Below are 23,364 nucleotides of genomic sequence, written 5' to 3' on the forward strand. Positions count from 1 at the left end.
GCGTACCGGGAACAGGCGCTGTAATCACGATTGGTACCCCAGGAGTTTGGCGGCCAGTGCGGTCAGGATTTCGGTGGTTCCCCCGCCTATCCCCAGTATCCTCATGTCCCGATATTGACGTTCGACTTCGGATTCGGCCATGTAACCCATGCCGCCGAACAGCTGAACCGCTTGATGGGCAACCCATTCGCCGGCCTCGACGGCGGTGTTCTTAGCGAAACACACCTGCGGAATCAGGTTGGTTTCGCCGGCCAGCTGGCGCTCCACGACATTGCGCGCATAGACCCGCGCGACGTCGATGCGGCGGGCCATTTCTGCGAGCGTGTTTTGCACCGATTGCCGCGAAATCAATGCACGGCCGAAGGTCTCCCGGTCGCGGCACCACTGCGCGGTGATGTCCAGACACCGCTGCGCACTCGAATACGCTTGCGTGGCAAGGGCGATGCGCTCGGAGACGAACGCCTGGGCGATTTGGGCGAATCCGCTGTGCTCGGCGCCGACGAGGTTCGCCGCCGGTACGCGCACATCGGTGTAGGACAGTTCGGCGGTGTCCGACGAGCGCCACCCCATCTTGTCCAGCTTGCGGGTGACTTCAAAGCCAGGAGTGCCCCGCTCCACTACCAGCAGCGAAACCCCGCCTGCGCCGGGCCCCCCGGTGCGCACGGCGGTGACGACGAAGTCCGCGCGCACCCCGGAGGTGATGTAGGTCTTGGCGCCGTTGACGACGTAGTGATCGCCGTCCCGCACGGCTGTGGTCCTCAAGTGCCCGACGTCCGAGCCGCCACCGGGCTCGGTGATGGCCAGCGCGCCGATCTTGTCGCCCGCCAGCGTCGGCCGCACAAACTCCCCGATCAACCGCTGATCGCCCGATGCGATCATGTGGGGCACCGCGATGCCGCAGGTGAACAGCGACGCGAACACCCCGCCCGGCGCGCCGGCCTGATGCATCTCCTCGCAGATCACCACGGCGTCGGCGCCGTCTCCGCCGCCACCACCGACCGCCTCGGGAAAGCCGGCACCCAGCAATCCGGCGGCCCCGGCGCGCCGGTGCAATTCGCGGGGCAGGTCCCCGCTGCGCTCCCACTCCTCGATATGGGGCAGGATCTCGCGTTCGGCGAAGGAGCGCACCGTCTTTCGCAATTGTTCACGCTCCGGTGTGGTCCAGATGTTCACAGCAACCTTTCCGGAATGTCGACGTGGCGGCTGCGCAGCCACTCGCCCAACCCCTTGGCCTGCGGGTCGAAGCGCGCCTGGTAGGCCACGCCCTGGCCGAGGATGCCTTGGATGACGAAGTTGACCGCGCGCAGGTTGGGCAGCAGATAGCGGGTGACCCCGAAGTCGGCCGTCTCGGGCAGCAGTTCGTTGAGTAGTTCGACGGTCAGCGTGTTGGCCAGCCAACGCCATTGCTCCTCGGTGCGCACCCATACCCCGACGTTGGCCGAGCCGCCCTTGTCGCCGCTGCGGGCGCCGGCGATGACACCCAGCGGCACTCGTCGCGTCGGGCCTTTCGGTAACGGATCGGGCAGGACCGGGGACTCGACGGGTGCCAGCGCTAAAGTCTCGGTGGCAGAGGGGATCTGGGTGCGGGTGCCGTCGGCGTGCACCGCGATGTGTGGCACCTGGGCGGCATCCACATAGCCGGGAGTGAACACACCGTAGACCTGGCCGTCGCCCGGCGGGGCGGTCGGATGGAAGCCCGGATAGCTTGCCAGGGCCAATTCGACTGCAGCCGAGGAGAATTGGCGACCCACGTTGGCGGGGTCGGGATCGCGGACCACGCAAGTCAGCAGCGCGCTGGCGGCTTGCTCGCTGTCGGCGTCGGGGTGGTCGGTGCGAGCCAGGGTCCATTCGAGTTCGGCGGGCTTGACGGTCAGTGCGGACTCCAGCTGACCTCGCACCAGGGCGGCCTTGGCCTCGATGTCCAGCCCGGTCAGCACAAAGGTCATGGCATTGCGGAAGCCGCCGATGCTATTCAGCGACACCTTGAGCGTGGGCGGCGGTGGCTCGCCGAGCACGCCGCTGACGCGCACCCGGTCCGCTCCGTCGGAGGACAGTTCGATCGTGTCCATCCGGGCCGTCACGTCGGGGTTGGCGTACCGGGCGCCGGTGATCTCATAGAGCAGTTGTGCGGTGACGGTGTCGACGCTGACCAGGCCGCCGGTGCCGGTGTGCTTGGTGATCACCGACGAGCCGTCGGCGTGGACCTCGGCCAGCGGGAAACCGGCGTGGCTGAGGTCCGGCACTTCCGTGAAGAAGGCGTAGTTGCCGCCGCTGGCCTGAACCCCGCATTCGATGACATGCCCGGCGACCACCGCGCCGGCCAGCTGGTCGTAATCGGTGCGCCCCCAGCCGAAGTGCGCAGCCGCGGACCCCACGATCACCGAGGCATCGGTGACCCGGCCCGTGACCACGACGTCGGCTCCGGCATTGAGGCAGTCGACGATGCCCCAGGCACCCAGGTAGGCGTTCGCGGTCAGCGGCGTCCCGAGCCCGAGTTCGGCGGCGCGGGGCGCCACGTCGTCACCCTCGACGTGGGCAATGCGCGCCGAGATATCCAGCCGCTCGGCCAAGGCTCGTACCGCGTCGGCCAGCCCGGCGGGATTCAGGCCGCCGGCGTTGGCGACGATGCGCACCCCCCGGTCGAGTGCCAGGCCCAGGCAGTCTTCGAGTTGGGTCAGAAAAGTCTTGGCATAACCGCGGTCGGGGTGTTTCATCTTGTCGCGGCCGAGGATCAGCATGGTCAGCTCGGCCAGGTAGTCGCCCGTGACGTAGTCCAGCTCACCGCCGGTCAGCATTTCCCGCATGGCCGAGAGCCGGTCGCCGTAGAAACCCGAGCAGTTGCCGATGAGGACGGCATCGGACACAGCGAGCCTCCCTCCGCTGGGATTCCTGGCGGCGCACCAACCAACCGGTAGGTCAGCATAGTCGGATGTCGAGAGCGGCGTGAATACCCGGCCTCGGTGGGCGTAGCGGGCGCAACGCCCCGGTGGGCGTCGCGGGCGTAACGCCACAGTGAAGGGACGCCGCCGGATCTCGCAGTACCGCTACGCTGGTGGACCAGCCGCGTTTTGGTGACCAGCAGGTCAGCGACTATCCTTGACCACAACAAGTCGCTGACCGGCCCAGCAGGCTGTGCGACACGCCGGACGAGAACCCCGAACGAGGAGTAAGGCCCGACCATGGCCACACCCAAGCGCAGGATGTCGCGCGCGAATACCCGAAGCCGGCGCTCGCAGTGGAAGGCCAGCAAAACCGAGCTGGTCGGCGTGACCGTAGCCGGCCAGCAGCACAAAGTGCCGCGCCGGCTGCTCAAGGCGGCCCGCCTCGGCCTGATCGACCTCGACAAGCGCTAATCGAATACACGGCGCGCCTCTCAGGCCGCTCTCAGGCGCTGGTACGAAACTAGTCAGCGTGCGAATACTTGTCGTCGACGACGATCGCGCAGTGCGCGAGTCGCTGCGCAGGTCACTTTCCTTCAACGGCTACTCCGTCGAATTGGCTCACGACGGGGTCGAGGCGCTGCAGATGATTGCCGGTGATCGGCCCGATGCGCTGGTCCTGGACGTTATGATGCCGCGGCTGGACGGCCTGGAGGTGTGCCGTCAGCTCCGCAGCACCGGCGATGACCTACCAATTCTGGTGCTGACCGCCCGCGACTCCGTCTCCGAACGGGTCGCGGGGCTGGACGCGGGCGCTGACGACTATCTGCCGAAGCCGTTTGCCCTCGAGGAGCTCCTCGCCCGAGTGCGCGCGCTGCTGCGCCGCACCAAGCCCGATGACGAAGCCGAGTCGGTGGCCATGACGTTCTCCGACCTGGCCCTGGACCCGGTGACCCGCGAAGTCACCCGCGGGCAGCGCCGAATCAGCCTGACCCGCACCGAATTCGCGTTGCTGGAGATGCTGATCGCCAACCCACGCCGGGTCCTTACCCGCAGCCGCATCCTCGAGGAGGTGTGGGGATTCGACTTTCCGACCTCGGGCAATGCGCTGGAGGTCTACGTCGGGTATCTGCGCCGCAAGACCGAGGCGGACGGCGAGCCGCGGCTGATTCACACGGTGCGCGGTGTGGGCTACGTGCTACGCGAGACACCACCCTGATGGTCTCGTTTCGCCGGTTCGGTAGCCGGGGGCGACCTCCGCTCCGGGCTACCAGCTCGCTGTCCCTGCGATGGCGGGTGATGCTGCTGGCGATGTCCATGGTGGCGATGGTCGTGGTACTGATGGCCTTCGCCGTCTACGCGGTGATCTCTGCGGCCCTCTACAGCGACATCGACAACCAGCTACAAAGCCGCGCGCAGCTGCTGATCACCAGTGGCTCGCTGGCCGCCGACCCAGGGAAGGCCATCGAGGGCACCGCCTATTCGGACGTCAACGCGATGCTGGTGAACCCTGGCCATTCGATCTACACCGCCCAACAGCCCGGCCAGACGCTTCCGGTGGGTTCGGCCGAAAAGGCGGTGATCCGGGGCGATCTGTTCATGTCCCGGCGCACCGCGTCGGACCAGCGGATACTTGCCATCCACTTGCCCAACGGCTGTTCGCTGATCATCTCCAAGAGTCTGCGGCCGACCGAGGCCGTGATGACCAAGCTGCGCGCGGTCCTGTTGATCGTCGGCGGCATTGGGGTCGCGGTCGCCGCCGTGGCCGGGGGCATGGTCACCCGGGCGGGCCTGCGTCCGGTGGGTCGGCTCACCGAGGCAGCTGAGCGGGTGGCACGCACCGACGACCTGCGGCCCATCCCGGTGTTCGGCAGCGACGAATTGGCCCGGCTCACCGAGGCCTTCAACTTGATGCTGCGGGCACTGGCCGAGTCGCGGGAACGGCAAGCGCGGCTGGTCACCGATGCAGGACACGAACTACGCACCCCGCTGACCTCACTGCGCACCAACGTGGAATTGCTGATGGCCTCCATGGAGCCCGGTGCCCCGCGGCTGCCGGAGCAGGAGATGGTCGACCTGCGGGCCGACGTGCTGGCCCAGATCGAGGAATTGTCCACGCTGGTAGGCGATTTGGTGGATCTCACCCGCGACGACGTGGGCCAGGTGGTGCATGAGCCGGTGGACATGTCCGAGGTCATCGACCGCAGCCTCGAGCGGGTTAGGCGGCGGCGCAACGACATTCGCTTCGACGTCGAGGTAACTCCCTGGCAGGTCTACGGCGACGCCGCGGGGTTGTCGCGGGCCGCGCTGAACCTCATGGACAACGCGGCCAAGTGGAGTCCGCCCGGCGGTCACGTCGGTGTCACCCTGAGACAGCTGGATCCGTCGCACGCCGAGCTCGTGGTTTCCGACCAGGGCCCTGGCATTCCGCCTCAGGATCGACGGCTGGTGTTCGAACGGTTCTACCGCGCGGCGGCGGCACGGGCCATGCCGGGTTCGGGCTTGGGGCTGGCGATCGTCAAACAGGTGGTGCTCAACCACGGCGGCTCGCTGCGCGTCGAAGACACCGTGCCCGGCGGTCAGCCGCCGGGAACCTCGATCTATGTGCTGCTACCCGGTCGCCGGATGCCAAGCGCCCCACATCCGTGGGGCGCGGCCGAGGCGGCGGTTGACGGCTCGAACTCTCGGGCTTCAACGAACGTTATCTCAGTGGATTCTCAGTCCGCGCGGGCAAGGTAGTTGACGGTTACTGTTAACTGCCTAGGGGAACTGAGCTGACAAGCAGCCAGCCAAAGGCAGAAGTAGAGAAAGAGCGACCTAGCGACATGACGAATCACCCGGGGTATTCGCCACCGCCGCAGCAGCCGGGATACCGCGCGCCTAATCAGCCCGTGCCCCCTGCCTATGCCGGGCAGCCGACTTACAGCCAGTTCGACTGGCGGTATCAACAGCCGCACCCGCAGCAGGCGCCGCAACCACATACGCAGCAAAGCCCGTACCGTCCGTCGTACGAGACGGTGGGTGGCACCGCGCCCGGCCCGATGCCCGGAGGCGCGGGGCTCGGTCGGATACCCGGGGGCACCGGACCGGGACCCATTCCCGCGGGCACCGGAGCGCGTCCGATTCCCGGAATGCTGCCGCCGCTGTCTCCCTATCCCCCCGTCGTACGCGAAAGGCGGCCTCGCGCAGGCATGTTGGCCATCGGCGCGCTGACGATCGCGGTGGTGTCGGCCGGTATCGGTGGCGCGGCGGCGACGGTGGTCGAGCTGGGTCACCACTCCGGCGCCGGCGGCATCGGCGGTCTGGTGACCGGGGCCGCGTCCAGCGTCCCGACAGCGAACATGCCGCAGGGCTCCGTCGAGCAGGTCGCAGCAAAAGTGGTGCCCAGCGTGGTCATGCTGGAGACCGACCTGGGCCGAGCCTCCGAGGAGGGCTCCGGCATCATCCTTTCGCCTGACGGGCTGATCTTGACCAACAACCACGTCATCGCCGCCGCCGCCAAACCGCCTGCCGGCTCCGCGGCACCAAAGACGACGGTGACGTTCTCGGACGGTCGGACCGCGACGTTCACGGTCGTCGGCGCCGATCCCACCAGCGACATCGCCGTGGTGAGGGTCCAGGGCGTCTCTGGCCTCACCCCGATCGCAATGGGGTCCTCGTCGGATCTGCGGGTCGGCCAGTCGGTGGTGGCGGTCGGGTCGCCGCTGGGTTTGGCGGGCACGGTGACCACCGGCATCGTCAGCGCGCTCAACCGGCCGGTCTCCACGACGGGGGAGTCGGGCAACCAGAACACCGTCCTCGACGCGATTCAGACCGATGCCGCGATCAATCCGGGTAACTCCGGCGGCGCGCTGGTCAACATGAGTGGGCAGTTGGTTGGGGTCAACTCCGCCATCGCGACCCTGGGCGCGGATTCGCAGGATGCGCAGAGCGGCTCGATCGGTCTGGGCTTCGCCATTCCGGTCGACCAGGCCAAGCGGATCGCCGACGAGTTGATCAGCTCCGGCAAGGCCACGCACGCCTCACTGGGCGTGCAGGTGACAACGGACAAGGGCACACCGGGCGCCAAGGTCATGGATGTGGTCCAGGGTGGCGCGGCAGCCAATGCCGGTGTGCCCAAAGGGGTAATCGTCACCAAGGTCGACGACCGCCCGATCAACAGTGCCGACGCTTTGGTAGCCGCCGTGCGGTCCAAGGCGCCCGGCGACAAGGTTTCGCTGACCTTTCAGGACAACGGTGGAAGTCGCACAGTGCAAGTCACCCTCGGCAAGGCGGATTAGTGATGAGAGTCGATGAGCTCGGATATACGGTGGCACCCATGGAAAAGGGCGCGGAGTTGGTAGTTGGCCGGGCGCTGGTCGTCGTTGTCGACGATCGCACCGCGCACGGCGACGAGGACCACAGCGGGCCGTTGGTCACCGAGCTGTTGACCGAGGCCGGGTTCGTGGTCGACGGCGTGGTGGCGGTCGCGGCCGACGAGGTCGAGATCCGCAACGCGCTGAACACCGCGGTGATCGGTGGGGTGGACCTGGTGGTGTCGGTTGGCGGCACCGGCGTGACCCCGCGCGATGTCACCCCCGAGGCCACCCGCGACATCCTGGACCGGGAGATCCTCGGCATCGCCGAAGCCATCCGCGCCTCGGGGCTGTCCGCGGGCATCACCGATGCCGGCTTGTCACGCGGTCTGGCCGGCGTGTCCGGCAGCACCTTGGTGGTGAACCTCGCGGGTTCGCGCTACGCGGTGCGCGACGGCATGGCGACGCTGAATCCGTTGGCGGCCCAGATCATTGGCCAGTTGTCAAGTTTGGAGATCTAAGCCGCTTCGTTGGCGCGAGCGTGCGCAGATGCACACCTTTCGCGGCGTGTCGGCGTGCGGACACGCACGCTCGCGAGTAGCGAGGGCGGGTTAGCGTTGGGCTTCTTCGGCCTCCGCGCGCGGCCCGTGATCCGGGGTAGGTGCGCTCCCGACGTGTTTGCCCGACGACTCCCCATTGGTCTGGGCGAGCAGGTCGCGGATCTCGGTGAGTAGCACGATCTGGGCGTCGTCGGCCTGCTCGACCTCACCCCTCTTGCGAAACGTGTTATACGGCAGCACGACAAAGAAGTACACTACCGCCGCGACCAGGACGAAGTAGATCGCTGCCGACAGCAGGAGATTCAGGTCGATGGGCTTCGGACCGCCGATATCGATACTCAAACTGTTGAAGTGCGAATCCGGCTTGACGCCGATCCGCTCGATCAGCGGTTGGATGATGCTGTCGGTAAAGCTTTTCACCAGCGCGGTGAACGCCGTGCCGATGACGACCGCGACGGCCAGGTCAACGATATTGCCCCGCGAGAGAAATTCCTTGAACCCTTTGAGCATGTGGACCTCCCTTTCTCCACCCGACATCTCCGCTCAGTGCAGGGTGAGGGTCACCGTCTGACCAAGCGCCGAGCCGGCCACCGCGTTCGCCACCCGACCCGGCAGCGCAACCAAGACTACGCGGTCGTCGTCGGCCGCCTGGATCTTCTGCTTGGCAGACACCAGCACAACCACCGCGTCCGTGGCCACCACCTTGGAGACGGGGGAGGCGACCGGCGACGCGCCGCCCGGGCCAGTGTCCGGTGCGGCCAACACGTCGACCACATCGCCGACCCGGATGAGATCGAGAAGCGCGCTATCGGCCAGGTGCAGCGGCACAATCCGCGCGCCCGGCCCCGCGGTCGCTTCGGCCAGCCGGCTACCCAGCAACCGGACGTCGGTCAGCACTTCACCGCGCCGCGTCGGGCTGGCCAACGTGGCTCCGACGACCGCGCTCAGCTCGGCTTGCGATCCGTCGGGAACCGTTGCGGTGGAACGCCTTTCGATCCGTACGTCCTCGGCGCTCACCTCGGCGCCGGGGTGCAGGTCATGCGTGGCCACTACCACGTCGGCGCGGTCGCCGTCCGGGTTGGACCGCAGCGTCGCCACGCCGGCCAGCACGACGAGTGCGCCCGCGACCACGCGCCGAGCCAGTACCGTCCGAGTCCAGTCTGGGCGTAACGACGTCGCCAACCGGCTCAAAAGGCTTGGATTCAGCGATGATTCACCCACGCCGCAACGGTAGGCGCGGCACGCTGCCGACGGTGTCGGTGGGAAAGCCGGCTGTGGATAACCCGCTTAGCTGGAAGCGGCGGCGGTGGATGCCGTGGAGCTGCTTGACTTCTCGGTCGACGCCGGCGACTTGCTGTCGCTGGAGCCCGAGCCCTCCGAGCTTTTTGCCGAGTCGCTCGTCGACGAGCCGTTGGTCGAGCTCTTCGACTTGTCGTCCGCGGCGCGGCTGTCGGTGCGGTAGAAGCCGCTGCCCTTGAAGACGACGCCCACGGAATTGAAGAGCTTGCGCAGTCGACCGAAGCACTTCTCGCAGGTGGTGAGCGCATCGTCGGTGAACGACTGCACGGCGTCGAAACGATTGCCGCAGTCGGTGCACTCGTAGCTATAGGTCGGCACAAAAACCTCCGGATCTCGACTGAAGAACGCCAGCCTCGTTAGCACTCTACCGTTTCAAGTGCTAGAACCGCCAGGTGAGCTCACTCATTCCCGCCTGGGCAGGGCCACCAGGCCGCGCTGTGAAGTAAGGGCGTGCGTCATCCGCACGTCGTGCGGCTCGAACGGAAGCTCGTCGACCAACTCGACGTCACGCACCACCGCGACCAACCGTGCCTGCGGGTGCCGCTGGCCCAGCGAGCGGTCGTAGAAGCCGCGACCCCGACCCAGCCGCACGCCCGTGCGGTCAACCGCCAGGGCAGGCACCAGTACGAAGTTGGCCTCGGCCAGCGCGGACTCCGGCAGCCACGGCTCCGACGGCTCGAGCAGTCCCCAGCGCCCGCGGACCAGGCCACCCGGCCGGTATTCGGCCCAGCGCAGCGGCAACGGGGTGTCGTCGGCCGAGGTCCGCGCGACCGGCAGCAGCACCCGCCCGGCGCGCTGCAGCAAAACGTCGAGCATGCCGGTGGACCCGGGTTCGGTGCCCACCGGCACATACGCGCAGATCGTGCTGTCACGGTTCACCAGCGCGGCTAGCTGCGCGGTGAGCATTTCGGCCTCGGCACGCCGAACGTCGTCGGCAACGCGGGCGCGGGCGGCCAGCAGTTCTCGCCGCAACGCGGACTTATCGGGGGTGGCCACGCCTTCCACGATGACAGCTCGGGCTTTCTCGCCTCGATCGACTCGGCCAAACCGGATGCAGGTTAAGGTTGTGTTCGATGTCAAGTCTCTCGAGCCCGGTTAGCTCTGCAGGCCCGGAAGTCCCGATCCCGTTCACGGCGATCGTTCCCGCGGCCGGCCTGGGCACGCGCTTTTTGCCCGCTACCAAGACGGTGCCCAAGGAGCTGCTGCCCGTGGTCGACACACCGGGCATCGAGCTGGTGGCCGCCGAGGCCGCCGGGGCCGGCGCCGAACGCCTGGTGATCATCACCTCCGAGGGCAAGGATGGCGTCGTCGCGCACTTCGTCGAGGACCTGGTCCTGGAGGGCACGCTGGAGGCGCGTGGCAAGCAAGCGATGCTGGCCAAGGTGCGGCGCGCCCCGGCGCTGATCAAAGTCGAGTCGGTCGTGCAGGCCGAGCCGCTCGGCCTCGGGCACGCCATCGGATGCGTGGAGCCCACGCTGGCGGCCGACGAGGATGCCGTCATGGTGTTGCTCCCGGACGACCTGGTGCTGCCGACGGGCGTCCTGGAGACGATGTCGAAGGTGCGGGCCCAGCACGGTGGCTCGGTGTTGTGCGCCATCGAGGTGGCGCCCGAGGAGATCAGCGCGTACGGCGTCTTCGATGTCGAGCCGGTGCCGGGCATTGAGAATCCCGATGTGCTCAGGGTCAACGGCATGGTGGAAAAGCCCAAGCGGGAAGACGCTCCGTCGATGTACGCCGCGGCGGGTCGTTACGTGCTTGACCGGGCCATCTTCGACGCGCTGGGCCGCGTCGACCGCGGCGCCGGCGGCGAAATACAGCTCACCGATGCGATCGCGCTGCTGATCACCGAGGGCCACCCGGTGCATGTCGTTGTGCACCGCGGATCTCGACACGACTTGGGAAATCCCGGCGGCTACCTCAAGGCTGCGGTTGACTTTGCATTGGATCGTGACGACTACGGCCCGGAATTGCGGCGGTGGTTGGTGGCGCGATTGGGCCTGACCGAGCATTAGCCGGGCGACCAGAAGCCGGGCTTGACGGCAGAAAGGCGCGCGTGTGCGTTCTGTGGAGGAACAGCAAGCTCGGATATCGGCCGCTGCGGTAGCCCCGCGGCCGATACGTGTTGCCATAGCCGAGGCGCAGGGATTGATGTGCGCCGAGGAAGTGGTGACCGAGCGGCCCCTGCCCGGTTTCGACCAGGCTGCGATCGATGGGTATGCGGTGCGCAGCGTGGATGTGGCCGGTGTCGGCGAGCCGCCGGTCGCCGACCCAGCCGACCCGGTCGTCCCAGCCGATGAGGCCGAGGGGGCCGAAGGGCGCGGGGTGATCCTGCCGGTGATGGGCACCATCGAAGCCGGTGCCCGCACGCCCAGCAGGCTGCAGCCGCGGCAGGCCGCGCGGGTGCAGACCGGGGCCCCCCTACCGACGCTGGCCGATGCCGTGCTGCCGCTGCGGTGGACCGACGGCGGGATGTCCCGGGTGCGGGTGCTGCGTGGGGCGCCCTCGGGCGCCTACGTTCGCCGTGCGGGTGACGACGTGCAGCCCGGTGACGTCGCGGTGCGCTCCGGGACGATCATCGGTGCTGCTCAGGTGGGGTTGCTGGCGGCGGTCGGACGCGAGCGGGTGCTGGTCCACCCGCGCCCGCGACTGTCGGTGATGGCCGTCGGTGGCGAGCTGGTCGACATCTCCCGCAGCCCGGGCAACGGTCAGGTGTATGACGTCAACTCCTATGCCCTGGCGGCCGCCGGTCGTGACGCCGGCGCGGAGGTGAACCGTGTGGGCATCGTCAGCAATGACCCCAAAGAGCTCGGTGAAATCGTCGAGGGCCAGATCAATCGCGCCGAGGTCGTGGTCATCGCCGGGGGAGTAGGGGGCGCCGCCGCCGAGGCGGTTCGCTCGGTGCTGTCCAGCCTGGGCGAGATGGAGGTCGTTCGCGTCGGCATGCACCCCGGTTCGGTCCAGGGTTTCGGCCAGCTGGGACGCGAGGGCGTGCCGACGTTTCTGCTGCCGGCCAACCCGGTGAGCGCCCTGGTGGTCTTCGAGGTGATGGTGCGGCCGCTGATCCGGTTGTCGCTGGGAAAGCGCCAGCCGATGCGCCGGATCGTGCAGGCCCGCACGCTCTCGCCGATCACCTCGGTGGCCGGCCGCAAGGGGTATCTGCGTGGTCAGCTGATGCGCGATCAGGAGACCGGTGAATATTTGGTGCAGGCCCTGGGCGGAGCCCCCGGGGCGTCCTCGCACTTGTTGGCGACGCTGGCCGAAGCGAACTGTCTGGTCGTGGTTCCCACCGGGGCCGAGCAGATTCGTACCGGTGAGATCGTCGACGTCGCGTTCCTGGCCCAGCACGGCTGAGCACGACTACGGCACCTTCTCGTGAAACTCCTGCGCTCCAGTTCCCGTCATCCGGGGTGGCCACAGGGCGCCGGGCCGCTACGGGTGGCCGCGGGCGTGGTGCGCCTGCGGGCGGTGCGGATTCGTGACGGCGCCCAGTGGAGTCGCACGCGGTTGGCCGACCGCCAGCACCTTGAGCCTTGGGAGCCCAGCACCGATGGCGACTGGACTGTCCGGCACAGCGTTGCCGCGTGGGCCGGGGTGTGTTCGGGCCTGCGTTCGGAGGCCCGCAACGGTCGAATGCTGCCCTACGTCATCGAACTCGACGGGGAGTTCTGCGGTCAGTTGACCATCGGCAACGTCACGCACGGCGCATTGCGGTCGGCCTGGATCGGGTATTGGGTGGCGAGCTCGGCGACCGGCGGCGGCGTGGCCACCGGAGCGTTGGCGCTGGGGCTCGACCACTGCTTCGGTCCGGTCAGGCTGCATCGCGTGGAGGCCACCGTGCGGCCGGAGAATGCGGCGAGTCGCGCGGTGCTGGCTAAGGTCGGATTCCGCGAGGAGGGGCTGCTGCGCCGCTATCTCGAAGTTGACCGGGCCTGGCGGGACCACCTGTTGGTGGCCCTGACCGTCGAAGAGGTGTACGGCTCCGTCGCGTCGGCGCTGGTCCGCGCCGGACACGCCAGTTGGATGTGAAGGCCCGCCGCGCCGGGGTCGGCCTCGGCCTGCGCCGGCCTCGGCCTGGCGTGCGTCGTGGCCTGCGTCGAGATTGCCGCCAGGGCTGTGATCAGCGCCCAATCACGACCATGGCGGCAATCTCGGCGGGCTACGGCTCGCCAAGCTTGAGGAAGTCGCAATAAATCTGTGGCTAACGTGACATGTGTGGCGTGTGATGCTTGAAAGAGGCAAATTACAGGTGTGTAATTGCCCTGGTCACAGTGACCCGGCCGCGTCGGCCAGCGATTGGCCTCGCGGAAGCGGAACCGAAGAGAGCAGGTCGTCATGCCCAGCATCCCGCAGTCGTTGTTGTGGATCTCGCTCGTGGTGCTCTGGCTGTTCGTGCTGGTTCCGATGCTCATCAGCAAACGTGACGCGGTCCGCCGCACCAGCGATGTGGCGTTGGCGACCCGGGTGCTCAACGGGAGTGCCGGCGCGCGCCTGCTCAAGCGGGGCGGTCCGGCCGCGGGTCACCGCAGCGACCCGGACTGGCGGCCGGAGGAGGAGTGGGATGACGAACCGACCGACGGTCATTTCGCCGACGCGGACGCCGAACAGGACCTCGCCCGGGACGACAAGGAGCAAGAGCAGTGCGTCGAGGCCGACGACGGGCAAGGCTCGCGTCCGGTGGTGATGAGGATTCCGGTCGCCGAGTCCTCCGAGCCCGACTACCTGGATGTCGACGTGGTCGAGGATTCGGGCGCCCTCCCCGCGGGTGTGAGCGCCCTGGCACCCGAGCCGGCGGACGATGCCGACGAGCCCGAAGCCGAGGCGGAGGACGTCGACGAGGTCGACGACGATCGGTACGGATACGTCGAGGACTCTTCGGGTTTGGAGCCCGAGGCCGACGACGACGAAGAGGGGTTTGCCGCACCGGTCCCCGCGCCAGGCTCAAGAAAGCGTCGCTACGACACGAAGACGGCCGTGGCGGTCAGCGCCCGCAAATACACCTTCCGCAAGCGCGTGCTGATGGTGATGGCGGTGGTCTTGGTTGGTTCGGCCGCCGCCGCGTTCGAGGTGACTCGCACCGCCTGGTGGGTCTGCGGTAGCGCCACCGCGATGACCATGCTCTACCTCGCCTACCTGCGCCGGCAGACCCGGATCGAGGAGAGGGTGCGGCGGCGTCGGGTGCAGCGGATGGCGCGGGCGCGGCTGGGCGTGGAAAACGCCTACGACCGCGAATACGATCTGGTCCCGTCGCGGCTGCGGCGTCCCGGTGCGGTGGTCCTGGAGATCGACGACGAGGATCCGATCTTCGAGCACCTCGACTACGCCATGCCGATGCGTAATTACAGTTGGCCCCGGGACCTTCCGCGGGCGGTCGGCCAGTAGCCGGCGCTATCGCGGTTCCAGCGAAAGCAATTCAGGTGCAACGGGTTTGGTGACGTAGCTGCGTGAGCCCGACGACACGGTTAGCACAATCTGCGGCGGCGCACCGTCGACGCGTGCCGCGGCCTCTGCGAAGCGTTGGGCGTTCTCCAACTTGGTGACGAAGACCGCACTCGCGCGCGGCGGTATGTCGCGGGGAATCTCGGTGCCCCCGATCGGTGCGGGCGCCAGTGACATGCTCTCGGGATCGGTGCGGATGGCCCAGTCGGCCACGCGCAAGGGAGCACGCGCGACGTTGACGACTTTGACACCGACGATCAGTTGACCGACCCACTGCCCCGCGGCTGGTAACAGGAACTCGCGGGCGTCGCGGCTGCCGTCGGTGGTTACCAGGCCTCCGGGTGTCAGCAGTCCGACCACGGGCGTCAGCTGCGGACGTGGCCCCGGTAGCCGCAACACCACCTGCCAGGTGAGCGACGCCACCGCCAGCGCCGTGGCGATTATCCCAAGTACCAACCCTGCGACGCTCACTGCGCCTCGGTCGAACTGTCGGTCATGGCCGTGAGGCTACTGGGACCTGCTCTGGCCCTCGGCAGCAGCACTTCTGGTTCGGCGGTTGGTGCCAGGACTGGTAGCCTGCTACCGATCAGGGGCTATGGCGCAGTTGGTAGCGCGACTCGTTCGCATCGAGTAGGTCAGGGGTTCGAATCCCCTTAGCTCCACTGAGAACCGGCAGTTCAGATGGCATTTCTGAAGTTGCGTCGGGATTGACGTAACAGATCACGTAACATCGACGGTTGTGGCAAGCATCCACGCCCAGAAAAACCGCGCAGGGAACACCTACCGTGTGCTGTGGCGCCGGGACGGTCGTCAGCGCTCGCTGACTTTCGAAAACCTCCCGGCCGCAGAGCGTTTCAAGACGCTGTTGGAGGACCACGGGCCGGATGAGGCGTTGCGCATTATTGAGCTCGACGAGATCGGTCGTCACGTCCCGACGGTCACCGAGTGGCTCAAGACTCACATCGACAACTTGACCGGGGTCCAGCCCGCGACCCTCGGGCGGTACCGCACGTACGTCACCCGCGATGTGGATCCGGTGTTTGGGTCCATGCCGGTCTCGGCGGTCACCGAAACCACCATCGCGAAGTGGGTCAAGCAGCTCGGCGGCAGCGGCAAGACGATCGCGAACAAACACGGGTTCCTGTCGGGGGCGTTCAACGCCGCGGTGCGAGCTGGGGTTGTTCCGTCCAATCCGTGCCAGGGGCGACGGTTGCCGCACACGCGCGTCGAGGAGACGGTCTTCCTCACACCGGACGAGTTCCGGCTGCTGCGTGACCACATCGAACGCGAGCGGTGGAAGAACCTGGCCACCTGGCTAGTGACCACCGGCATGCGCTTCTCGGAGGCGACCGCGCTGAGCGCCGCGGACATCGACATCAAAGCGAAGACGTGCCGAATCAACAAGGCATGGAAGTACTCCGGTGATTACCGGCCCGAGATCGGGCCGCCCAAGACGAAGAAATCGATCCGCACCATCAGCGTGCCGCCGGCGGCGCTAGAGGTCATCGACCTCACAGCGCCAGGCTTCCTGTTCACCAACGGCGCCGGGAATCCGGTTCGTGCACAGGAGTTTTTCAACGGTGGCTGGAAGCCAGGTCGCGACGCGGCGATGAAGGCGGGACTGAGGAAATCTCCACGGGTACACGACCTCCGGCACACCTGCGCGTCGTGGATGATCCACGCCGGGGTGCCGCTGCCGGTGATCCAGCAGCATCTCGGGCACGAATCAATACAGACCACAATTGGTGTGTACGGCCACCTCGATCGGCGAAGCGCACAAGCCGCCGCCGACGCCATCGGATCGGCGCTCGGCTAACAGGATCGCTTCAGATTGCTTTCCAAGCGACCGTCGCCGACGTCTGCAGTCGTTGCCTGACCCGCATGAATAACAAGCGGTTATCCACGATTAAGCGAGTCTCCGGATTAGACGTTGAGCTTTAGCGCCCCTTGGATCAAAGCCGGTACTGCTGAGCTCAGTAACAGTATGAGACGGCTCGTTGTCCGATACGTCGGCATCGCTAATTACTCTGACTCGATGGCACCTTCGCGGTGGAGTAGAAACTTCAACGAGTTCGTGCAATCTTGTCGCGCTTATCGACCGAGCCAGCTCGTTCCGACGATCGCACGGATCTCCGCGGCCTTGGGGGAGCCACCGTACGCCGACGACGTGAAGCGCCGATGCCCGCCGTGGGGTCTCGCGGCAATTGCGCGCGAATCCCTTCTGTACGGCAACGAGCACCGGGATAAGCCTGTCACGGACGATGGGATTGTCGTTCTCCTGCGGAAGTTCTTCGATGCGGACGTTCCGCGACAGCCCGCCCGAGGAGATCCAGGGGTTCTGGTATCTCTCGTTACCCCGATTCTCTACGAGCAGTTCCCATGGCAGGAGTCCATTTTCGAAGAGCTGGCGCGGTCCCATGCCCTCATGATTGAGGGACTTAACGACGTCGACACAAAGGTGATTTCCGAGTTCGCGTTGGCGGAGGTACTCGGTGGCGTGCCGCTGGGGGACGCCATCGTCGCAACGTTCGTCTTACAGGTGGGTGCCAACCAGAACGGCGGGCTATACAACAGATCATGGCTTGACCAGGACAACTTTAAGGATGTGCTTGAGCTTTATCCGCGCGGCAACATCGAGGCGGCAGCAGGTCGTCTTACCGCGACACAGGCGGAGTTTCGGGACGACTTCGCCAAGCGGTCGCACGGAATTAAGGAGCTCGTGAAGTTCGACTACAACCCGCTGGTGCGAACGCCGTTCGTGGAGCTCGCAAACGGCGTCACCGTGGCGCCGGCGCCGCGCCTGATTATGAGGACGGTAACGCCAGGCGGGCTTTACTATCCAGGTTTGGAGCGCTACGACGAGGCGTTTACGACCGACCTAGGTCATCTGTTCGAGCATTATGTCGGTCGGCATCTACGTTTGATCGACGGTGCCGAAGTACATCCCGAGCTCACCTACGGCCCGCGTCGGGACAAGAAGAGCGTCGACTGGTTCGTCGTTTTGCCAGGTCTGGTGCTCATTATTGAGTGCAAACTCAAACGTCTCAGTCTTGCAGCCCGCGCAGGCGGCTCCGCCCTGTTTCCTGAACTCACCCGCGCGGTGGGCAAGGCATACGACCAGCTTGGGCGTTCAGTCGAGCAATTGGCTACCAAAACTCCTGAGTTCAGCCACATTCCGTCAGATAGGCCAATACTCGCAATAATCGTGTCTGCCGAGCCAATCTATGGCGGGAACGCTTACCTCGTCGAGAAGCACGGTGCCACGCTGTCGGCTGGTCATCTGCGGAACGTGCCGGTGGCGGCGATTAGCGCGCGCGATCTGGAAGCGTGGGTGACACATGGCGCCGCAATCGAAGATCGTCTCCTCGAGGTCCTTCGGGACCACACTGTCGGGACCGCATTACCCATTCACGATGTTCGTCTGCACGGCAACAGACCGAACATTATTCTTGAGAATGCCTGGAATACCTACCCATTTCCAGCGCTCGGCATTGACGAAGCGGGGTAGACGACGGCACCAGCGAAGGCTCGCTAGCGATGCGAGCCGAATTCAGTTCGAGGGTGGATTTTCACGTGCGGGTTCCGGGGGTTTGCTTTTCTGATCGAGCAGGCGAATGGATACGAACGACTCGGTTTCCGCAAGGGCTGCGTCCGGGGCGACCGAAAAGCTTCCGCACTTCCGCCTTCGCGGCATCGTCTACCCGCGCCTGGAGAACCCAGTCTTCAGCTCAAAGCCCAAAGAACGGAAGTCGGTGACACAACGCCGTAGTGAGTCAGGGTAGTGGGTTAAGCGACCACGCTTCGCGGATGATGACGACTATCCACCGTCATCCCGTTGAATTGTGTAGCCGTTGACGCACTGGATCTCGTGGCTGCCGGAGCACAAGGCGGTGTTGGGCACGGGAACCGATCGCACGGTGCGTGCTGTCGAGTCTAGGGCGATCAGCCCCGCCCGTCGGCTCCGGACATCCCGGGGCGGTTCAGGGTTTGTAGGTCGGTGGGGTGTGGTCGTGCGGTGAGCCAGCGTTTGAGGGTTTGGTGGAAGCGTTCGATTTTGCCTTGAGTTTGTGGGTGGCCGGGGTGGCCGTTTTTTTGGGTGACTCCGAGGCTGGCTAGCAGGCGTTCGAAGTCGTTGTGGCCGTGGGTGAATCGTGAGGTCTAGACCGCGGCGTTGTCGGTCAGGGTGGCTGCGGGCAGGCCGTAGATCGTGGCGGTGGTGGTGAAGCTGGCCACGACGTCGGGGCCGGTAAGGCGGGGTAGGCGGTGCAGGCGAGCAGGTAGCGAGAGTGATCGTCGAGCCAGTTGAGGATCTCTAACTCGGCGCCGTCGGCCAGCGACCAGTGGGTGAAGTCGGATTGCCAGCATTGGTTGGGTTGGGCGGCCTCAAATCGGATGTAGGAGCTTTTGGGGCGTTTGCGTGGCTGCGGGGTGATTAGGCCGTGGTGGTCGAGGATGCGTCGAATCGTGGAGGTCGATGGGACGGGCAGGCCTTGGCGGGCCAGGTGCCATTCCGTGACGTCGGTAAGAGCGACCAGAAGTACCGGGTCATCGCGGCGCATCAGCATCGGAGGCGAGCTGACGGCCTTCACGGTTCCGTGTTCACGGTGGCGCCAAGCGCTGAGGGTGCCTGCTGCGGCGCGCAGCATCTCGACCGATTCGGCCCCAGTGGTGTCGGAGCTGCCGCCCCGCGCCCTTCGCCCGGTGGCCGCGTTGCACCGGCGTCTTCGTAACACGGTGTAGTGGTGGACTTCTCAGCAAGACCGAGCGCACCTGTGCGCCTGGAGCCGTTGCTCGCCGGACCGTGTTGCTGCCACTAGGGAGCTTTACAAATTATGCATAAAGTGTCACGCTGGATCATTAGAGCGTGTGGTATGGAATCCGGGAGGGAGGCGAAGGTGGCGACGGTTGACAGCGCGCTATACGAGCACGAATACAACAGCCTCGACATCACGTCACACGACTTCTGGAGCCAACCATTCGCCCAGCGCGATAACACGTTTGCTCACCTGCGCGCGAATGAGGGAATCAGCTGGCATCGGCCGCTGTCCACCCTGTTCCCGATGGAGGAGAATGGATTCTGGGCGTTGACCCGACGCGAAGATATCGTCTTCGCCAGCCAGCGCCCGGACCTGTTCACATCGGCCCAGGGCGTTGCTCTGGATCCGATGCCCGCCGAAGTGCAGCGATTGGCGACATTCTTTTTGACCATGGATCCGCCACGGCACACGGTCTACCGCAGGTTGATCAGCGCGGCGTTCACCCCGCGCAACGTCCGAAGAATCGAACAACAGATCCATGACAATGCGGTGAAAATCGTCGACGATCTGATGGGCGCGGGCGACGTGGATTTCGTGGCCGCCTGTTCGGCTCGGCTGCCGATGATGACGATCATGGACATGCTCGGTGTGCCGCCGTCTGATCAGCCCGCGGTGGCAAAGGCCGCAGAGAAGCTCTTCAGCATGAGCGATGACGAGTACAGCTCATTGGACGAGCGCGCTCAAGACACCATCAACGAGATGCTACTGCTCAGTGGAACTGGCGTGGAATTGGCCAAATTCCGCCGCGCGCACCCGGGAGACGACCTGATGACCAGCATCGTAGCCGCCGAAGTGGACGGGCACCGGCTCACCGATGACGAGGTGGGTGCGTTCCTTGTTCTGTTGTCGTCTGCGGGAAACGACACCACCAAGCAGACGACCACACACGCGATGATGGCGCTGACGCAGAACCCGGGTCAACGCGCGTGGTTGATGGAAGACTATGAAGACCGAATCGGCGTGGCTATCGAAGAGTTTGTGCGTTGGGCCTCGCCGGTGATGCAATTCGCGCGGTTCGCCACCGAAGACGTCGAGATCGCCGGCCAACACATCAACGCCGGCGAGAAGGTGGGCCTGTTCTACTGCTCAGCCAACCGTGATCAGTCGGTATTCGACGAACCCGAGTGCTTCAATGTGAAGCGCTCGCCAAATCCACACCTCGGCTTCGGTGGCGGCGGGCCGCACTTTTGCCTGGGCAATCAGCTGGCGAAAACCGAGCTACGAAACCTGTTCCGCGAGTTGTTGACTCGGCTGAATACCGTTGATTTCGGCGAACCCGAATTCCTCTACAGCAACTTTGTCCACGGCGTGAAGCGCCTGCCCGCTCACGTCCAGTAGCCCGGCCCGATTGGAGACATCATGAGGGTGGAAGTTGATCTCGCCAAATGCACCGGACACGGAATCTGCGAGTCGATCGCCGACGATGTATTCGAGGTGCAAGACAACGGAAGTGTACAGATTCTCGCAGCCGAACGGCCCGAGTCCGATCGTGGACGCATGGGGCAAGCCGTCACCCAGTGTCCCGCTGCCGCGTTGCGGCTCGAGGAGTAGCGAAGCCGTGAGGATCGCCGCCCGGCCAGCGCCGCGAAACGACCGGTGCAGTCATGACAGGCTTCACCTGGTGCATGCGCAGCAGCGCAACGCGATTGGAACACACCCTTGAAAAGCGTGACGGCCCAACAATTCACCTACGATCCGTTCGACCCGCAAGTGATGAGTAACCCTTTGCCCTACTACCGGGTTCTGCGCGACGAACACCCGCTTTACTACATCGCGAAATGGGACATCTATGCGCTGTCGCGATTCGAGGACATCTGGCAACTGCTGCAAATCAACGACGGCACCTTCGTGGCATCGGAAGGGACGCTGCCAGCAGCGGCCGTCCTAGAGAAGCGAAATGAGGGACCCGTCCCCGATCCGCCGCTACACCCCATGCCGTTCCACGCCAACTTCGACTCGCCGCTGTACGAGGACGTCCGCCGGTGCACTTCCATGCCGCTGCGCCCCAAGTCGGTGCTCAAGCTCGCCGAGAGAATCCGAATTCTGGCCAACGAGAGACTCGACGAGCTCATCCCGCGGGGCAGCTTTGACCTTACCCAGGACTACGGAGGCATCGTTGCGGCCTCGATCGTCTGTGAGTTGATTGGTTTGCCAACCGACCTTGCGGCTGACGTTTTGGCCACCGTGAATGCCGGTAGCCTCGCCCAACCCGGTGCCGGCGTCGAGGTAGGCAATGCCCGGCCGGGTTATCTGTCCTACCTGGCCCCTGTCATCGAACGTCGGCGCGCCCAAGGCGCGGACGGGGCCGCGCCCATACCTGACGCTTTGATCGATTACCAACTGCCGGACGGATCGACGTTCTCCGACATTGAGGCGGCCACCCAGATGCTCGGCGTGTTCATCGGCGGTACTGAGACGGTGCCGAAAATCACTGCCCAAGGGCTATGGGAACTCAGTTTGCGGCCCGACCAAATGGCCGCGGTGCGTGCCGATCTCGATACCACCGTGCCGGTAGCCCGGGAAGAGATCATTCGCTATTGCGCTCCCGCGCAATGGTTCGCGCGAACAGTCCGGAAGCTCTTCGAGATTCACGGCACCACCCTTCAGCCCGGTCAGCGCGTCATCACATTGCTGGCCTCGGCGGCCCGTGACGAGCGTGAGTACGAGCACCCAGACGACTTCATCTGGAATCGGCCCATTCAGCGATTGCTGGCGTTCGGTCGAGGACAGCACTTTTGCCTTGGGGTGCACTTAGCCAGATTGGAAATCACCATCATGATCCAGGAATGGCTTAAGCGAGTCTCTGACTTCAGGATTGTCACCGAGTGCGCGTCGCGGCCACCTTCCAGCTTCCAATGGGGCTGGAACAGTATCCCCGTGCAGGTCTGACCGTGTGGTCCTACCGGCTTGTCGCGCCCTACACCTTCGAATGCAATGAGATCCCTACGAAGTCACCCGAATCGCTTGCGGACGACCAGGTGCTGATGAGGTTCCTGGCCGCAGGCATCTGCGGTACCGACCTACCGGGATTCAAAGGCATCGCGAGCAAACTCACCGCCGACACCGGAGTTAACGCCGCCGAGATAGACGGATATCCCATTCACGAGATCGTTGGCGAAGTGGTCGCGAGTCGTCACAGTGAACACCGGCCCGGAGATAAGGTCGTCGGCTGGGCATCGGGATTTGATGGCCTGATGGCCCACGTCGTATCCGACGGAAATGGGCTGGCTAAATACGACCCGGTGCTCAGCCCCGCACTGGCCGTAGGACTTCAACCGCTGGCATGCGTTCTGTATGCACTCGAACAAATCCCTAACATCGCGGGCAGTCACGTCGCCGTCATCGGTCAGGGGCCAATCGGCTTGCTGTTCTCATACGCGGCCAAGGCTATGGGCGCGGCTCGGGTCACCGGCGTCGACCCGATCGACCGCATGGAGATCGGACCCTTGTTCGGCGTCGACACCATCGTGCGTGCCACCAGCGACCGCTGGCTGCGTACCCTCGAGACCCGAGCCAGACCCAACATCGTGATTGAAGCCGTCGGCCATCAGGTCGCGACCCTCAGCCACGCCGTCGCAGCGGCGGCCCCCAGTGGCACGATTTTTTACTTCGGTGTGGCCGACGATGAGTACTACCCAATCAGCATGCGCACCATGCTGCGCAACAATCTGACCGTGAAATCAGGTCTTACGTTCGATCGGATGCGAGTGCTGCGCCGCGCCGACGAGTTTGCCCGCGAACACCCCGAACTTCTTCACAACTTCCTGACCCACACCTTTGCAGTCGGCGATGTCGCAGCCGCGTTCGAGCTAGCCTGTCGCCCAACGCCACAACGCATCAAGATCGCGATCACACTATGAGCGTGCCCGGCGAGACGCAAAACCAGGGCACTGACCAGCTGGCCGAAGAAATCGCGCTATTGCGGCAGGCGACGCGAGACTTACTTGGATCACTGTATCCCAATCTGCCCGACGACGGCTGGGCGCGTTCGTGGCCAGCGAGTTGGAAGAGACTGCACGAACACGGATTATGGTCGACCATCGAGCCGCCCGATGGCTCGCTGACCATGGCGCTGGTT

At 65.5% G+C, this 23,364-nt stretch carries 25 protein-coding genes and 1 tRNA gene; 17 read left to right on the plus strand and 9 right to left on the minus strand.

All coding sequences use genetic code 11. From position 1 onward, the window contains the following. Positions 1-24: 24 nt before the first annotated feature. Entirely contained in the window at positions 25-1,173 is a 1,149-nt protein-coding gene (locus tag JO236_RS12300) for an acyl-CoA dehydrogenase family protein (protein ID WP_293330077.1), read from the minus strand. Then, complete coding sequence (locus JO236_RS12305; RefSeq protein ID WP_416362229.1) at positions 1,170-2,846, minus strand: acyclic terpene utilization AtuA family protein; 1,677 nt, start codon at positions 2,844-2,846, stop codon at positions 1,170-1,172. The genes JO236_RS12300 and JO236_RS12305 overlap by 4 nt, the downstream gene beginning before the upstream one ends. Before the next feature lie 333 nt (positions 2,847-3,179). Between JO236_RS12305 and rpmF the strand changes: the two genes are divergently transcribed. The 5 genes from rpmF (at position 3,180) to JO236_RS12330 (ending at position 7,695) form a co-directional block, all read left to right on the plus strand. Next, the gene (gene rpmF, locus JO236_RS12310) at positions 3,180-3,353 is read left to right on the plus strand and encodes a 50S ribosomal protein L32 (RefSeq protein WP_293330081.1); all 174 of its coding nucleotides are present in this window, start codon (positions 3,180-3,182) and stop codon (positions 3,351-3,353) included. A gap of 58 nt (positions 3,354-3,411) precedes the next feature. Continuing rightward, positions 3,412-4,098 carry a two-component system response regulator MprA gene (gene mprA, locus JO236_RS12315; protein ID WP_293330083.1) on the plus strand — a complete coding sequence of 229 codons (687 nt, stop codon included), beginning with the start codon at positions 3,412-3,414 and terminating at the stop codon, positions 4,096-4,098. Continuing rightward, complete coding sequence (locus tag JO236_RS12320) at positions 4,098-5,618, plus strand: HAMP domain-containing sensor histidine kinase (RefSeq protein WP_293330085.1); 1,521 nt, start codon at positions 4,098-4,100, stop codon at positions 5,616-5,618. The genes mprA and JO236_RS12320 overlap by 1 nt, the downstream gene beginning before the upstream one ends. A gap of 86 nt (positions 5,619-5,704) precedes the next feature. Further along, positions 5,705-7,159, plus strand: a complete 1,455-nt coding sequence (locus JO236_RS12325; RefSeq protein ID WP_293330087.1) for a S1C family serine protease — start codon at positions 5,705-5,707, stop codon at positions 7,157-7,159. A gap of 2 nt (positions 7,160-7,161) precedes the next feature. Further along, on the plus strand, positions 7,162-7,695 hold the full coding sequence (locus JO236_RS12330) for a MogA/MoaB family molybdenum cofactor biosynthesis protein (protein WP_293330089.1): 534 nt from the start codon (positions 7,162-7,164) through the stop codon (positions 7,693-7,695). 90 nt (positions 7,696-7,785) lie between these two features. Here the strand turns inward: JO236_RS12330 and mscL are convergent, their stop codons facing one another. The 4 genes from mscL to JO236_RS12350 all read right to left on the minus strand — a co-directional run bounded on the left by mscL (position 7,786) and on the right by JO236_RS12350 (position 10,029). Further along, positions 7,786-8,244, minus strand: coding sequence for a large-conductance mechanosensitive channel protein MscL (mscL, locus tag JO236_RS12335; protein ID WP_293330091.1), 459 nt, complete (start codon positions 8,242-8,244; stop codon positions 7,786-7,788). Between the two features lie 33 nt (positions 8,245-8,277). Next, positions 8,278-8,955: an SAF domain-containing protein gene (locus tag JO236_RS12340; protein ID WP_293330093.1), complete on the minus strand. Its 678-nt coding sequence runs from the start codon at positions 8,953-8,955 to the stop codon at positions 8,278-8,280. A 66-nt stretch (positions 8,956-9,021) separates the two neighbouring features. Beyond that, entirely contained in the window at positions 9,022-9,351 is a 330-nt protein-coding gene (locus JO236_RS12345) for an FmdB family zinc ribbon protein (protein ID WP_293330095.1), read from the minus strand. 84 nt (positions 9,352-9,435) lie between these two features. Then, a complete protein-coding gene (locus JO236_RS12350; RefSeq protein ID WP_293330097.1) occupies positions 9,436-10,029 on the minus strand; it encodes a 5-formyltetrahydrofolate cyclo-ligase in 594 nt (197 codons plus the stop codon). A gap of 77 nt (positions 10,030-10,106) precedes the next feature. Here JO236_RS12350 and JO236_RS12355 point away from each other — a divergent pair, with 77 nt between their 5' ends. The 4 genes from JO236_RS12355 to glpR all read left to right on the plus strand — a co-directional run bounded on the left by JO236_RS12355 (position 10,107) and on the right by glpR (position 14,412). Next, complete coding sequence (locus JO236_RS12355; protein ID WP_293330100.1) at positions 10,107-11,045, plus strand: UTP--glucose-1-phosphate uridylyltransferase; 939 nt, start codon at positions 10,107-10,109, stop codon at positions 11,043-11,045. A gap of 43 nt (positions 11,046-11,088) precedes the next feature. Next, positions 11,089-12,384: a gephyrin-like molybdotransferase Glp gene (gene glp / locus JO236_RS12360; RefSeq protein WP_293330103.1), complete on the plus strand. Its 1,296-nt coding sequence runs from the start codon at positions 11,089-11,091 to the stop codon at positions 12,382-12,384. 21 nt (positions 12,385-12,405) lie between these two features. Next, complete coding sequence (locus JO236_RS12365; RefSeq protein WP_293330106.1) at positions 12,406-13,059, plus strand: GNAT family N-acetyltransferase; 654 nt, start codon at positions 12,406-12,408, stop codon at positions 13,057-13,059. A gap of 306 nt (positions 13,060-13,365) precedes the next feature. After that, on the plus strand, positions 13,366-14,412 hold the full coding sequence (gene glpR, locus JO236_RS12370) for a gephyrin-like molybdotransferase receptor GlpR (protein ID WP_293330109.1): 1,047 nt from the start codon (positions 13,366-13,368) through the stop codon (positions 14,410-14,412). 6 nt (positions 14,413-14,418) lie between these two features. On the opposite strand, the gene JO236_RS12375 is transcribed toward glpR, so the two are convergent. Next, positions 14,419-14,940, minus strand: a complete 522-nt coding sequence (locus tag JO236_RS12375; RefSeq protein ID WP_293330112.1) for a hypothetical protein — start codon at positions 14,938-14,940, stop codon at positions 14,419-14,421. Positions 14,941-15,058: 118 nt separating this feature from the next. Here JO236_RS12375 and JO236_RS12380 point away from each other — a divergent pair. The 3 genes from JO236_RS12380 to JO236_RS12390 all read left to right on the plus strand — a co-directional run bounded on the left by JO236_RS12380 (position 15,059) and on the right by JO236_RS12390 (position 17,977). Beyond that, a tRNA-Ala gene (locus JO236_RS12380) sits at positions 15,059-15,131 on the plus strand. Between the two features lie 77 nt (positions 15,132-15,208). After that, positions 15,209-16,285, plus strand: coding sequence for a tyrosine-type recombinase/integrase (locus JO236_RS12385; protein WP_293330115.1), 1,077 nt, complete (start codon positions 15,209-15,211; stop codon positions 16,283-16,285). 219 nt (positions 16,286-16,504) lie between these two features. Next, positions 16,505-17,977 carry a hypothetical protein gene (locus JO236_RS12390; protein WP_293330118.1) on the plus strand — a complete coding sequence of 491 codons (1,473 nt, stop codon included), beginning with the start codon at positions 16,505-16,507 and terminating at the stop codon, positions 17,975-17,977. Positions 17,978-18,411: 434 nt separating this feature from the next. On the opposite strand, the gene JO236_RS22530 is transcribed toward JO236_RS12390, so the two are convergent. Together JO236_RS22530 and JO236_RS12400 are read right to left on the minus strand one after the other, a co-directional pair. After that, on the minus strand, positions 18,412-18,588 hold the full coding sequence (locus JO236_RS22530; protein ID WP_416362230.1) for an integrase core domain-containing protein: 177 nt from the start codon (positions 18,586-18,588) through the stop codon (positions 18,412-18,414). A 59-nt stretch (positions 18,589-18,647) separates the two neighbouring features. Continuing rightward, positions 18,648-19,058, minus strand: coding sequence for a hypothetical protein (locus JO236_RS12400; protein WP_293330120.1), 411 nt, complete (start codon positions 19,056-19,058; stop codon positions 18,648-18,650). Between the two features lie 306 nt (positions 19,059-19,364). Between JO236_RS12400 and JO236_RS12405 the strand changes: the two genes are divergently transcribed. The 5 genes from JO236_RS12405 to JO236_RS12425 form a co-directional block, all read left to right on the plus strand. Beyond that, a complete protein-coding gene (locus tag JO236_RS12405; protein WP_293330123.1) occupies positions 19,365-20,624 on the plus strand; it encodes a cytochrome P450 in 1,260 nt (419 codons plus the stop codon). A 21-nt stretch (positions 20,625-20,645) separates the two neighbouring features. Continuing rightward, on the plus strand, positions 20,646-20,837 hold the full coding sequence (locus JO236_RS12410; protein WP_293330126.1) for a ferredoxin: 192 nt from the start codon (positions 20,646-20,648) through the stop codon (positions 20,835-20,837). A gap of 162 nt (positions 20,838-20,999) precedes the next feature. Continuing rightward, a complete protein-coding gene (locus JO236_RS12415; RefSeq protein WP_293330132.1) occupies positions 21,000-22,175 on the plus strand; it encodes a cytochrome P450 in 1,176 nt (391 codons plus the stop codon). 2 nt (positions 22,176-22,177) lie between these two features. Next, positions 22,178-23,146 carry a zinc-binding dehydrogenase gene (locus JO236_RS12420; protein ID WP_293330135.1) on the plus strand — a complete coding sequence of 323 codons (969 nt, stop codon included), beginning with the start codon at positions 22,178-22,180 and terminating at the stop codon, positions 23,144-23,146. A gap of 2 nt (positions 23,147-23,148) precedes the next feature. Beyond that, positions 23,149-23,364 (plus strand): hypothetical protein (locus JO236_RS12425; protein WP_293330129.1); only part of this gene is annotated, 216 nt, incomplete at its 3' end.

The sequence above is a fragment of the Mycobacterium sp. genome, from assembly GCF_019247635.1.
GTDB lineage: Bacteria > Actinomycetota > Actinomycetes > Mycobacteriales > Mycobacteriaceae > Mycobacterium.